The organism is Schumannella sp. 10F1B-5-1, from assembly GCF_006517535.1.
Lineage (GTDB): Bacteria > Actinomycetota > Actinomycetes > Actinomycetales > Microbacteriaceae > Schumannella.
In genome coordinates, this window is record NZ_VHQH01000002.1 from 423,248 (window position 1) to 435,843 (window position 12,596).

At 67.6% G+C, this 12,596-nt stretch carries 12 protein-coding genes and 1 tRNA gene; 12 read left to right on the top strand and 1 reads right to left on the bottom strand.

Translation table 11 applies throughout. From position 1 onward, the window contains the following. Nucleotides 1-52: 52 nt before the first annotated feature. From FJ658_RS03475 to FJ658_RS03525, 11 genes are all read left to right on the top strand, one after another. Nucleotides 53-125, top strand: a tRNA-Trp gene (locus FJ658_RS03475). A 51-nt stretch (nucleotides 126-176) separates the two neighbouring features. Further along, entirely contained in the window at nucleotides 177-458 is a 282-nt protein-coding gene (secE, locus tag FJ658_RS03480) for a preprotein translocase subunit SecE (RefSeq protein WP_141143966.1), read from the top strand. Between the two features lie 52 nt (nucleotides 459-510). Next, nucleotides 511-1,515, top strand: coding sequence for a transcription termination/antitermination protein NusG (locus FJ658_RS03485; RefSeq protein ID WP_141143967.1), 1,005 nt, complete (start codon nucleotides 511-513; stop codon nucleotides 1,513-1,515). A gap of 117 nt (nucleotides 1,516-1,632) precedes the next feature. Beyond that, a complete protein-coding gene (locus tag FJ658_RS03490) occupies nucleotides 1,633-3,198 on the top strand; it encodes a type I restriction-modification system subunit M (protein ID WP_141143968.1) in 1,566 nt (521 codons plus the stop codon). Next, a complete protein-coding gene (locus tag FJ658_RS03495) occupies nucleotides 3,195-4,403 on the top strand; it encodes a restriction endonuclease subunit S (protein ID WP_141143969.1) in 1,209 nt (402 codons plus the stop codon). Before FJ658_RS03490 ends, FJ658_RS03495 begins: the two co-directional genes overlap by 4 nt. Nucleotides 4,404-4,421: 18 nt before the next feature. Beyond that, the gene (locus tag FJ658_RS03500; protein ID WP_255447530.1) at nucleotides 4,422-5,027 is read left to right on the top strand and encodes a winged helix-turn-helix domain-containing protein; all 606 of its coding nucleotides are present in this window, start codon (nucleotides 4,422-4,424) and stop codon (nucleotides 5,025-5,027) included. After that, nucleotides 5,024-5,476: a hypothetical protein gene (locus FJ658_RS03505; RefSeq protein ID WP_141143971.1), complete on the top strand. Its 453-nt coding sequence runs from the start codon at nucleotides 5,024-5,026 to the stop codon at nucleotides 5,474-5,476. Before FJ658_RS03500 ends, FJ658_RS03505 begins: the two co-directional genes overlap by 4 nt. Then, the gene (locus FJ658_RS03510) at nucleotides 5,473-8,499 is read left to right on the top strand and encodes a type I restriction endonuclease subunit R (protein ID WP_141143972.1); all 3,027 of its coding nucleotides are present in this window, start codon (nucleotides 5,473-5,475) and stop codon (nucleotides 8,497-8,499) included. Before FJ658_RS03505 ends, FJ658_RS03510 begins: the two co-directional genes overlap by 4 nt. A gap of 184 nt (nucleotides 8,500-8,683) precedes the next feature. Then, entirely contained in the window at nucleotides 8,684-9,115 is a 432-nt protein-coding gene (gene rplK / locus FJ658_RS03515; protein ID WP_141143973.1) for a 50S ribosomal protein L11, read from the top strand. Next, nucleotides 9,115-9,804, top strand: coding sequence for a 50S ribosomal protein L1 (rplA, locus tag FJ658_RS03520; RefSeq protein WP_181408307.1), 690 nt, complete (start codon nucleotides 9,115-9,117; stop codon nucleotides 9,802-9,804). The genes rplK and rplA overlap by 1 nt, the downstream gene beginning before the upstream one ends. 137 nt (nucleotides 9,805-9,941) lie before the next feature. Beyond that, nucleotides 9,942-10,376: a hypothetical protein gene (locus FJ658_RS03525; protein ID WP_141143975.1), complete on the top strand. Its 435-nt coding sequence runs from the start codon at nucleotides 9,942-9,944 to the stop codon at nucleotides 10,374-10,376. Nucleotides 10,377-10,453: 77 nt separating this feature from the next. Here FJ658_RS03525 and FJ658_RS03530 read toward each other — a convergent pair whose 3' ends face one another. Further along, entirely contained in the window at nucleotides 10,454-11,806 is a 1,353-nt protein-coding gene (locus FJ658_RS03530; RefSeq protein ID WP_219995696.1) for an MFS transporter, read from the bottom strand. Nucleotides 11,807-11,886: 80 nt separating this feature from the next. On the opposite strand from FJ658_RS03530, the gene FJ658_RS03535 reads away from it, so the two are divergent. Next, entirely contained in the window at nucleotides 11,887-12,201 is a 315-nt protein-coding gene (locus tag FJ658_RS03535) for a helix-turn-helix transcriptional regulator (RefSeq protein ID WP_141143976.1), read from the top strand. The last annotated feature ends 395 nt before the right edge of the window (nucleotides 12,202-12,596 follow it).

Genomic DNA, 12,596 nt, shown 5'->3' on the forward strand with positions numbered 1-12,596 from the left:
CGTGCCCGGGATGGTTCCCGCCGGCGGGTCGAGGCGATCGGATCCCGGCCCTAGGGCGGTGGCTCAATTGGTAGAGCAGCGGTCTCCAAAACCGCAGGTTGCAGGTTCGAGTCCTGTCCGCCCTGCGATTCCCGTGACGTCAGTCGCGGGGATGTCCGGTGGAAGGGTGTGAACCAATGGCACGCAGGATCGTCGACGAGCCCAGCGAGGACGTCGTCGCGAACGCCAAGCGTGATCGCGCCGAGCGGCGCAATCCGTTCGGCCGCGTGCTGCTCTTCCTCCGTCAGGTGATCAACGAACTGAGGAAGGTGGTCACGCCGACCCGCAAGGAGCTCTTCAGCTTCACGGGCGTCGTGCTCGGCTTCGTCGTGGTCATGATGCTGCTCGTCAGCGGCCTCGACTACGGCATCGGATGGCTCGTCTCCCTCGTGTTCGGCAACGGCACGGTCGCGGGCTGAGCCGGCCTCGCCGCCTCCCTCGACACGCCAACAACACATCAGGAGTCAGAACGTGACCGAATCCGAGCGCCGCGACATCGACCTCGCGACGGCTGCCGAGCAGTCGTCGGAGGAGGACGAGGCCCAGGAGGGCTCGACCCTGGAGTGGACCGAGAAGGCCGCCGGCAACGCCGAGAGCCGCGCCATCCACGTGGTCGACGACGAGAACCAGGGCGACGAGACCCGCGACCTCGACAACCTGCTCGACGACCTCGAGGCGGCTGACGACCCCGAGGCCGACGCCGTCGTCGACGACGCGCTCGACATCGACTCCGCCGAGGAGGCCGACGCGGCCGCCGAGGCGACCGACGACGAGGCCGATGATGAGAGCGAGTCCGTCGAGGGCGACGCCGCTGAGGATGCCGCCGAGGGCGAGTCGGAGGAGGCCGAGGTCGACCCCTACGAGGAGTTCAAGCTCGACCTGCGCATCCGCCCGGGCAAGTGGTACGTCATCCACTCCTACGCCGGCTTCGAGAAGCGCGTGAAGCAGAACATCGAGTCGCGTCGCCAGTCGCTCGGCATGGAGGACTTCATCTACGAGGTCCAGGTGCCGATGGAGGACGTGGTCGAGATCAAGAACGGCCAGCGCAAGCTGGTCAACCGCGTGCGCATCCCCGGCTACGTGCTGGTGCGCATGGACCTCAACGAGGACAGCTGGTCGGGCGTGCGCCACACCCCCGGTGTGACGGGCTTCGTGGGCAACGCCCACAACCCGACGCCGCTGCGCTTCGAGGAGGCCTTCAACATGCTGAAGAGCCTCGTGCAGGTCGTCGAGACCCCCGCCAAGCCCGGCACGACCAAGTCCGCCGGCGGCGGCTCGGGCGCGGCCCGCGTCATCCCGGCCGAGGTCGACTTCGAGATCGGCGAGACCATCACGATCAAGGAGGGCTCGTTCGCGGGTCTTCCCGGCACGATCAACGAGATCAAGCCCGAGAGCGGCAAGCTCACCGTGCTCGTCTCGCTCTTCGAGCGCGAGACCCCGGTCGAGCTGTCGTTCGACCAGGTCACCAAGCTCTGACGTTCTGACGTCGCTTGAAGGCCCTGCCGGTTCGCCGGCGGGGCCTTCGTCGTCGATGCTGTGCGGCGGTCGCCTGATCGGTAGTGTCGACCGCGTGACTGCGCCGGTGACGATCTGATGCCTCCGACGACGAAGGAAGCGCAGCGCGCCGAGCTGCACAAGACGATCTGGCGCATCGCGAACGATCTGCGCGGCTCGGTCGATGGGTGGGACTTCAAGGCGTACGTGCTCGGGATGCTGTTCTACCGCTACATCAGCGAGAACCTGGCGGCCCACTTCGACCGCGACGAGCACGCTGCCGGCGACACGTCGTTCTCGTATGCGGCGCTCGACGACGCCGACGCTCGCGATCTGCGCGACGTCACCGTCGACGAGAAGGGCTTCTTCATCCTGCCGAGCGAGCTGTTCGTCAACGTGCGTGCTCGCGCCCGCCACGACGACAACCTCAACGAGACGCTCGACCGGGTGTTCCGCGACATCGAGGGATCGGCGATCGGGTCGGCGAGCGAGGGCGACTTCAAGGGCCTCTTCGCGGACGTGGATGTGAACTCGGCCAAGCTCGGCTCGTCGGTGACTCGCATCAACGAGAAGCTGGTGAAGCTGCTGGATGCGATCGGCGACCTGCCGCTCGGCAGCTTCGCCGACAACACGATCGATGCCTTCGGCGACGCCTACGAGTACCTGATGCAGATGTACGCATCGTCGGCGGGAAAGTCGGGCGGCGAGTACTACACGCCGCAGGAGGTCTCAGAGCTGCTGGCGCGCATCACGGTCGTCGGCAAGACGGCGGTGAACAAGGTCTACGACCCGGCGTGCGGGTCGGGGTCGCTGCTGCTGAAGTTCGCGAAGGTGCTCGGCGCCGAGAACGTGCGGCAGGGCTTCTTCGGTCAGGAGATCAACCTGACCACCTACAACCTGGCGCGGATCAACATGATCCTGCACAACATCGAGCCGTCGCAGTTCGACATCGCGCACGGCGACACCCTGATCGATCCGCAGCACTGGGGCGACGAGCCCTTCGAGGCGATCGTGTCGAACCCGCCCTATTCGACGAAGTGGCCGGGCGACAGCGACCCGGTGCTCGCCGGCGACCCGCGGTTCTCGCCCGCGGGAGTGCTCGCGCCGAAGTCGGCGGCCGACCTCGCGTTCACGATGCACATCCTGCACTGGCTCGCGGTCGACGGAACGGCGGCGATCGTCGAGTTCCCGGGCGTGCTCTACCGCGGTGGCGCCGAACAGAAGATCCGTAAATACCTGGTCGACAACAACTTCGTCGACACGATCATCCAGCTGCCGCCCGACCTGTTCTTCGGCACGGGCATCGCGACCTGCATCATCATCCTCAAGAAGTCGAAGACCTCGAACGACGTCGCCTTCATCGACGCGTCGAAGCTGTTCACCCGCGTCGGCAACAAGAACAAGCTGATGGATGAGCACCGCGACCGCATCGTCGACGCCTTCGCCGTCCGCGCCGACGAGGACTATCTGGTCAAGCTGATCTCGGCGTCGGACATCGCAAAGAACGACTACCGTCTCTCGGTGGATGCCTACGTCGAGAAAGAGGACACGAGCGTCGCGGTCGACATCGTCGAGCTCAACGCGCGCATCGCCGGCATCGTCGCCCGCCAGTCGGAGCTGCGCACCCAGATCGACGCCCTCGTCGCCGAGCTGGAGAACGCGTGAGCCGCCTCGACGACCTCATCCGCGAACTGTGCCCGGATGGTGTGCCTTTCGAGCCACTCGCAAGCATCGCGGAATATTCGAGAGCCCGCGTGCCGGCGGACGAGATCCAAGCAGGGTCGTTTACTGGAGTGGACAATCTCCTGCCCGATCGCGGCGGGCGCATCCTTTCGAAGTACCCGCCAAAGTCGGGGAACGCGGTCGCCTATGGCGAAGGCGATGTGCTCATTGGGAACATCCGGCCCTACCTCAAGAAGATCTGGCTGGCTGATGGGCCGGGGGGCGCTTCTGCCGATGTCCTCGTCGTGGTCACCAAGCAGGCTGCTCGAGAGTCGCTTCGACCCGATTTCTTGTATCACGTTCTCGCTTCTGACGCCTTCTTTGCGTTTAACTCGCGGCACTCTAAGGGTGCCGCGATGCCACGCGGCGATCGGAAAGCAATCCTGGAATTCAAAGTTCCGATTCCGCCTGTCGCTGTCCAGGCCGAGATCGTGCGTGTGCTTTCCTTGTTCCAGTCGCTGGAAGCGGAGCTGGAAGCGGAGCTGGAAGCCCGCATTCACCAGTATGCGCACTACCGGGATTCCTTATTCAGAGCGCTTTCTAACGCTCGAGCAGTGGCGTTCGGGGACGTTGCGACGATCGCGCGAGGTGCGTCGCCCCGACCCATCCGAAATTATCTGACGGAGTCCGCGGATGGAATCCCGTGGATCAAGATCGGCGATGTGCCAGCGACCGGTAAGTACGTGACAGCCACGGCTGAGCGGGTAACGATCAATGGCGCGTCGAAATCGCGACGTGTCAAATCTGGTGATTTCATCTTGTCGAACTCGATGAGCTTCGGTCGTCCCTACATTGTGCGGATCGACGGTTGCATCCACGACGGATGGCTGTCCATCAGCGAATTCGAGAATTCGTTTGACGCAAATTACCTTTACCACCTGTTGCGCTCCGCGCCGGTACAAGGCGAATTTCGTCGCCGAGCGGGGTCCGGCGGCGCGGTTTCAAATCTCAACTCTGCTGTCGTGCGGGGAATCGCGTTGCCGATGCCCGAGATGAGCGTGCAAATTCGCATCGCGGACACCCTCGACAAGTTCGACGCGCTCGTGAATGACCTGAGCGTCGGCCTGCCGGCCGAGCTGGCGGCTCGACGGCAGCAGTACGAGCACTACCGCGACCGGCTCCTGACCTTTGACGAGCTCCCCGCCTGAGTCTTGAGTATCGATGTAATGGAGGATAATCTCCGTTATATGAGAACCGAGGCGCCGCTCCTCGCTCCGATCTTCCGGTCGGACGGGCAGGCGCGCCTGCTCTCGACGCTGCTCCTCACCGGTGACGAGCTCAGCCTCACCGATCTCGCCGAGCGCGCCGAGCTCGCCTATGCGACCACGCACCGCGAGGTCGCCCGGCTCGTCGACGCCGGCATCCTGGTCGAACGCCAGGTCGGCCGCTCCCGACTTGTGCGCGCCGACGGCGAGAGCCCGCTCGTCCCACCGTTGCGCGACATCCTGACGATCGCGACCGGCCCCGTCGTACTGCTCCGAGCCGAGCTGGGCGCCATCGACGGCATCACGAGCGTGTTCCTCTACGGCTCGTTCGCGGCGCGCATGCGCGGGGTCGAGGGGCCGGCCCCGCAGGATGTCGACGTGATGGTCATCGGCGATCCCGACGTCGACGCGGTCGACGACGCGTGCGACCGTGTCGCCAAGGCGGTTCGCCGCCCCGTCAATCCGACAGTGCTGACCCACGCCGAGTTCGCGGCCCGATCCGGGTTCCTCGACAACGTGCGCGCGAGTCCCGTCGTCCCGATTCTCGGGGAGCTGCCGTGGCAGTGACCCCACTATCCGACGAGCAGCAGTCCGCCGTGCATGCGCTCGTCACCGCCCGCCGCATCGAGGCCGTGCCCGTCGACGACCGACGTGCCGCCGCATTCATCGGCCAGGCGCGCGATCGCCTCGAAGAACTCGGCCGGATGCGCAACCCCGCGATCAAGTTCGGCGTCGCGTATGACGCCGCCCACGATGTCGGCGAGGCGCTGCTCGCCGCGTACGGGTACCGCACGCGCAGCGGCGCCGGTCAGCACGAGGCGCTCGGTCGATTTCTGAAGGCGGTGCTCGTCACCCCGCCGGGCGACCGTGCCGCGAACCAGTTCGACCGCCTGCGCCGCGCGCGCAATCGCGACCACTACGGCGCGCAGCCCGTCGGCGTCGCCGACACCGCCCGCGCCGAACGTGCGGCCGCAGATCTGCTCGCCGCCGCCCTCGACCTCGGAGTCCCGTCGTGACCGACCTCCCCGCCCTGCGCTACGACCCGATCGCCGTCACCAGCGAGTCGACCGTCGTCGCCGAGCTCGACCTCGACACCTCCCGCTCGACCGCGTACCAGTCGGAGGCGCAGCTCGAGGAGGCGTTCATCCAGCAGCTCGTCGCCCAGGCCTACGAGCGTCTCGTCATCACGAGCGAAGCGGACCTGATCGCCAACCTGCGCGCCCGCCTCGAGAGGCTCAACGACATCCGGTTCAGCGACGAGGAGTGGGCGCGCTTCTACCGCGACGAACTGGCGCGCGAGTCGGACGGCATCCTCGAGAAGACCGCGCGCATCCAGGAGAGCGAGCGCATCGCCTTCCGCCGCGACGACCGCACCACCCGCAACGTGACGCTGATCGACAAGCGCAGCATCCACAACAACACCCTGCAGGTCATCAACCAGTACGAATCCGAGGGGGCGCACGCCACCCGCTACGACGTCACGATCCTCGTCAACGGCCTGCCGCTCGTGCATGTCGAGCTCAAGCGCCGTGGTGTGCCGATCCGCGAGGCCTTCAACCAGATCCAGCGCTACCAGCGCGACAGCTTCTGGGCCGGAACCGGGCTGTTCCAGTACGTGCAGCTGTTCGTGATCTCCAACGGCACGCAGACGAAGTACTACTCGAACACCACGCGCGAACGGCACATCGCCGAGTCGGCGCAGGGCCCCGCGCGCCGCGGGCGCCGCACCTCGAACAGCTTCGAGTTCACCTCGTGGTGGGCGACCGAGAGCAACCGCCCGATCGAAGACCTCGTCGACTTCACCAAGACCTTCTTCGCCAAGCACACGATCCTCAACGTGCTCACCCGCTACTGCGTCTTCGACACCGACCGCACCCTGCTCGTGATGCGGCCGTACCAGATCGTCGCGACCGAGAAGATCCTGCAGCGCATCGTCACCTCGACCAACGCCAGACAGCTCGGGCGAGTGGATGCGGGCGGCTACATCTGGCACACCACCGGCAGCGGCAAGACGCTCACCTCGTTCAAGACCGCGCAGCTCGCCTCGCGGATGCCCGAGGTCGACAACGTGCTGTTCGTGGTCGACCGCAAAGACCTCGACTACCAGACGATGAAGGAGTACAACCGCTTCGAGGAGGGCGCCGCCAACGGCAACACTTCCACGGCGGTGCTCGCCCGCCAGCTGAGCGATCCCTCAGCGCGCATCATCGTCACGACCATCCAGAAGCTCTCGCGGTTCGTCGAGCGCCACAAGCAGCACCCGATCTATAGCCAGCACGTCGTCGCGATCTTCGACGAATGCCACCGCTCGCAGTTCGGCGACATGCACGTCGAGATCACGAAGGCGTTCAAGCGCTACCACCTGTTCGGCTTCACCGGCACGCCGATCTTCGCCGCCAACTCGGCCAGCGGCGGCAAGGTGCACCTGCGCACCACCGAGCAGGCGTTCGGTGACAAGCTGCACACCTACACGATCCTCGACGCGATCCGCGATCGGAACGTGCTGCCGTTCCGCATCGACTACGTCGACACGGTCAAGGCCCCGGCCGGGATGCTCGATAAGCAGGTGCGGGCCATCGACACCGAGGCGGCGCTCGGGTCGCAGGAGCGCATCCGCGGGATCGCGCAGTACATCCTCGAGCACTTCGACCAGAAGACGCAGCGGCGCGACAGCTACGAGTTCCGCGACCGGCGCGTCTCCGGGTTCAACGCGCTCTTCGCGACGTCGTCGATCGAGCACGCCCGCCGCTACTACACCGCGTTCGCGCAGCTGCAGGACGAGCTCCAGGTGCCCGCAGCGCGTCGGCTCAAAGTGGCCGTCGTCTACAGCTGGGCGCCGAATGAGGCCGAACCCGACGGCCTGCTGCCCGACGAGAGCATGGATGCCGAGAAGCTCGATGCCGTCTCACGCGACTTCCTCGACGACGCGATCTACGACTACAACGACCTCTTCCACACGAATTTTTCGACCAGCGGCGACGGATTCCAGCGCTACTACGTCGATCTCACCCAACGCATCAAGAGCCGCGAGGTCGACCTCACGATCGTGGTCGACATGCTGCTCACCGGCTTCGACGCGACGACCCTCAACACCCTGTTCGTCGACAAGAACCTGCGACAGCACGGACTCATCCAGGCGTTCTCGCGCACCAACCGCATCCTGAACTCGGTCAAGACCTACGGCAACATCGTCGCGTTCCGCGATCTCGACCAGGCGACCAACGACGCCATCGCGCTGTTCGGCGACAAGGATGCGCACGGCATCGTCGTGCTGAAGCCCTACGGCGAGTACCACGCCGACTACGCGGATCTGGTGGACCGCCTGACCACGGAGTTCCCGCCCGGCACGATGCCCGTCGGCGACGACGCCGAGAACGCGTTCATCGCGCTGTTCGGCGACATCCTGCGGCTGCGCAACATCCTGCTCTCCTTCGACGAGTTCGCCGGCGATGCGCTGCTGCCCGACGGGATGCTGCAGGACTATCAGAGTCGCTATGTCGACCTGTGGGCCGAGCGTCGTGAACGCCAGAAGCCCGACCGCGAATCGATCGCCGATGACGTCGTCTTCGAGATCGAGCTCGTCAAATCGGTCGAGGTCGACATCGACTACATCCTCATGCTCGTGCAGAAGTACAGCGATCAGCTCGGCGACGACAAGGAGATCGCCGCCACGATCACCCGGGCCATCGACTCGTCGATCACCCTGCGCTCGAAGAAGGACCTCATCGAGGCGTTCGTCGATTCAGTCGGCGTGAAGGCCGACGTCGACGACGACTGGCGCACCTACATCGCCGGGCGCAAGCAGGCCGAGCTCGACGCGATCATCGACGGCGAGGGTCTCAAGCCCGACGAGACGCGCGCCCTGCTGGATGCGGCGTTCCGCGACGGCGCGCTGCAGTCGGCGGGCACGACGATCGCCCGCATCCTGCCGCCGATGCCGCGGTTCGGATCCGGCGCCGCCGCACGCTATATCGCCAAGCGGGCGAGCGTGCTCGACGCACTGGCCCGCTACTTTGATCGCTTCTCAGGGCTGTCGTAGGGCGCCCGCGGCCGCAATAACGAGTATTCGCGCCGCCGGCGACTTCATTGAGCGGGCAAATACACGTATGCTTGTGTGGTTTGCGTCCGCGCTCGCGTGACGCCGACATCCCATCAGACCACTGCCGGAGTGAATCCGGTTCGTGGGAGCGTGCCCCCGGGCACACGAGAGAAAGGGAGCCGCTATGGCACCGAAGAAGAAGGTGACCGGCCTGATCAAGCTCCAGATCAACGCCGGCGCCGCGAACCCCGCCCCGCCGATCGGCCCGGCGCTGGGTCAGCACGGCGTGAACATCATGGAGTTCTGCAAGGCCTACAACGCCGCGACCGAGTCGCAGCGCGGCAACGTCATCCCGGTGGAGATCACCGTCTACGAGGACCGTTCGTTCACGTTCATCCTCAAGACCCCGCCGGCCGCCGAGCTCATCAAGAAGGCCGCGGGCGTGGCCAAGGGCTCGTCGACCCCGCACACCGTCAAGGTCGCGAAGCTCACCAAGGAGCAGGTGCGTCAGATCGCCGAGCAGAAGCAGGCCGACCTGAACGCCAACGACATCGACGCGGCGGCGAAGATCATCGCGGGCACCGCCCGCTCCATGGGAATCACGGTGGAGGCGTAATCATGGCGAAGAGCAAGGCATACCGCGCCGCCGCCGACAAGATCGAGGCCGGCAAGTTCTACGGACCCACCGAGGCCGTCGCGATCGCTCGCGAGACCGGCTCGGCGAAGTTCAACTCGACCGTCGAGGTCGCCCTCAAGCTGGGCGTCGACTCGCGCAAGGCCGACCAGATGGTGCGCGGCACCGTCATGCTGCCGCACGGCACCGGCAAGACCGCCCGCGTCATCGTCTTCGCGACCGGCCCCGCGGCCGAGGCCGCGATCGCGGCCGGCGCTGACGAGGTCGGCGGCGCCGAGCTGATCGAGAAGGTGGCCGGCGGCTACACCTCGTTCGACGCGGCCGTCTCGACCCCCGAGCTCATGGGCCAGGTCGGTCGCCTCGGAAAGGTCCTCGGACCCCGCGGCCTCATGCCGAACCCCAAGACCGGCACCGTGACCCCCAACCCGGCCAAGGCCGTCGAGGAGATCAAGGGCGGAAAGATCGAGTTCCGCGTCGACAAGCACAACAACCTGCACTTCGTGATCGGCAAGGCCGGCTTCACGCAGGAGCAGCTCGACGAGAACTTCAAGGCCGCCCTCGACGAGGTGCAGCGTCTGAAGCCGTCCAGCTCGAAGGGCCGCTACATCCAGAAGGGCGCCCTGTCGACGACCTTCGGCCCGGGCGTTCCGCTCGACGTCTCGGCGCTGTAAGACGCACCGAGCGCTGACCGAGGTCAGCACGGTCTGACGGAAGGGGCTCGCGCCGAGAGGCGCGGGCCCCTTCTGCATGCTCGGGATGCGCATCCACCGCGGTTCCGCTCGACGGGCGCCTGCGTCAGGATGGCGGCATGACGGATGAGCTGCCGGGCCTGGCGCCTTTCACCGACGTGAACGCGAAGCTCGCGGTGCTCGAGGTGCTGATGTACGAGAAGGGCCTGCTCGGCCCGACCTTCGACGTGCACCGCTTCTGCGCCGAGCACGAGCCGCCGATCGACCCGGAGGGCTCGGGCTGGGGGGCGATCCCCGAGGTGCTCGCGCACTTCGCGGCGCTGCCGATCCCGGCCGAGCTGCTCGGCGATGTCGACGAGATCTACATGGATGGCGGCAACCGCATCTACCTGCAGGTCGCGCCCGGCTGGGACGGCGAGGACGACCTCTTCGACATCCGCGCGATCGGCGACCTCGAGCTGCTGCCGAACCTGCGCTCGGTCACGCTCATGGGCGGGAGCCGTGCCGATCTCGAGACGCTGCGCGCCCGCGGGATCGAGGCGGATCTCCTCTGATCCCGCGGGCGCGCTGGGGTGCGACGCGGTGCGGTGGGACGCCGTGCTTCGGGATGCGGCGCTTCGGGATGCGCGGCTCAGGCCGCCACGGCTCCGACGGCGTCCGCTGCCGACCGGCCGGTGCCCGCGCGGGCGCGCAGCACCGCGGCGACGCCCGCCGCCAGCGCCACGACGACGGCGTAGGCGAGCACGGTCGTGTGCAGTCCGAGCATCCCGGTGAGCAGGCCGGCCACGACCGCGGGGATGCCGAACGACAGGTAGGCCGCGATGTAGAGCGAGGCGAACAGCTCGGCGCGCTCGTGCGGGGCCGCAAGCGGCACGAGCGAGCCGATCGTGCCCATGAAGGCGGTGCCGAAGCCGGTTCCGGCGACGATCACGGCGACGAGGTAGATCGGCAGCGAGGCGGTCGTGAGGGCGACGATCATCAGCGCGGTGCCGACCGCGAGCGCTGCCGCGCCGTAGACGGCGGGAACGATCGGGCGGCGGTTGCGCAGCGCGAAGCCCGCGACGGCCCCCGAGGCGGGCAGCAGGGCGACCACGAGCGCGTCGCCGAGGATGCCGTCGACGCCGAGCTCGGTGCGCACGATCGTCGGCCCGAGCGAGAAGAAGAGGCCACCCGTCGCCCAGCCGGCCAGCACGACCGGCACGCTGACGACGAAGATCCGGCGCGCGGCCGCGGGCACCGCCGCGCGCGGCGCGAGCGAGCGCTGCCAGCCGGGCTCGCGGCGCGAGGTCTCGGGCACCAGCCAGATCGCGGCGGCGAGGGCGAGGTAGATCACGGCGATCGGTCCGAAGGTCCAGCTGGCCGCATCCGCGACGTTCTCGAGCAGGATGCCCGACGCGACCGTGCCGCCGGCGAGGCCGATGCCGGGCGCGAGGGCGTTGACCAGGGTGGCGCGGTGGCGGTTGCGGGTGGGCGCGAAATCCTGGATCGACGCCGACAGGGTCGACACGAGCACACCGCTCGCGGCGCCCTGCACCGCGCGGGCGAGGTAGAGCATGCCGCCCGACTCGGCGTGCCAGAGCAGCAGCACGGCGCCGGTCAGCACGACGAAGCCGATCGCGATCACGGGGCGACGGCCGACGTGGTCGGAGATCGAGCCGGCGGTGAGCAGTGCGGCGAGCAGCACAACGGCGTAGATCGCGAACGCGATCGTGACGCCCAGGGCGCCGATGCCGAGGCGGGCCTCGAGCTCGGGGTAGAAGGGCGAGGGCGCGCTGGCGCCGGCGAGCATGAGCGTGGTCGCGACGCCGGCCAGCGTGAAGCCGAGACCGCGGCGGCGGGGCTCGCGGTCGGCGGCGGTGGCGTCGGCGGCGCGGTCGTCGCGGTCGTCGCGGCCGGCGCGGGCGAGCGACGACACCTCGGCGGCGGGCGGTGCGGCGAGCGGCAGCGATCCGGTCTCGGGCGATGCGGGCATGGTGCTGGTCACGGGGCGACCCTTCGGTTCAAGTTTTATCGAACCATCGCACCGTACTCGCAATCCGCGATCGGTTCAACTATTCTCGAACCATGCCTGCCGCGACCGAGCTCCCACATCCTGAGCGCGCGTCGCTCGAGATCGGCGCCGTGCTCTTCGCGCTGAGCGATCCCGAGCGCCGCGAGCTCGTGCGCGAGCTGCGCGAGGGGCCCCAGGATGCCGCCAATTGCATGGCGATCGACCCCGCGCTGCCGAAGTCGACCAAGTCGCACCTCATGAAGGTGCTGCGGGAGTCGGGCGTGATCCGCAACGAGCCCAACGGCCGCAACCGCCGGCTCACGCTGCGCAGCGACGACCTCGAGTCGCGCTTCCCCGGCCTGCTCGACGCCGTGCTTGGCCCGCGCTGACGCGGCCGCGCGACGCGCCTCATCCGCCCCGCCCCGGGCGAGACGCCTCCGCTGCAGGCCTCCGAGGGTGGCCACGAATGAACGGCGGCTGCGGCGTGTCCCGTGCATTCGTGGCCACCCTCGACGCGTGACTGCTCGTGGGTGGCCAGGAATGACCGCGTGGTGCGGCGTTTCCCGTACGTTTCTGGCCACCCTCGGCTGGTGTCGGTTCGTGGGTGGCCGGAGATGCTCGCGCGCTGCCGCGTGTCGTGTGCATTCGTGGCCACCCTCGGGAGGGCTCCGCATCCGAGTGGCCCGCCGACGCCGAATCGAGGGTCGCGAGTCGGGCAGAGAGCCGCCGGGATGAGCCGCCGGCTAGGTGTACTCGGTCATGACGTTGGTGTCAGTCGGCTGAT

Coding starts and splice junctions, on each gene's coding strand:
- rplK (WP_141143973.1), top strand. CDS start 8,684: ATGGCACCGAAGAAGAAGGTGACCGGCCTGATCAAGCTCCAGATCAAC.
- FJ658_RS03490 (WP_141143968.1), top strand. CDS start 1,633: ATGCCTCCGACGACGAAGGAAGCGCAGCGCGCCGAGCTGCACAAGACG.
- FJ658_RS03535 (WP_141143976.1), top strand. CDS start 11,887: ATGCCTGCCGCGACCGAGCTCCCACATCCTGAGCGCGCGTCGCTCGAG.
- secE (WP_141143966.1), top strand. CDS start 177: ATGGCACGCAGGATCGTCGACGAGCCCAGCGAGGACGTCGTCGCGAAC.
- FJ658_RS03525 (WP_141143975.1), top strand. CDS start 9,942: ATGACGGATGAGCTGCCGGGCCTGGCGCCTTTCACCGACGTGAACGCG.
- FJ658_RS03500 (WP_255447530.1), top strand. CDS start 4,422: ATGGAGGATAATCTCCGTTATATGAGAACCGAGGCGCCGCTCCTCGCT.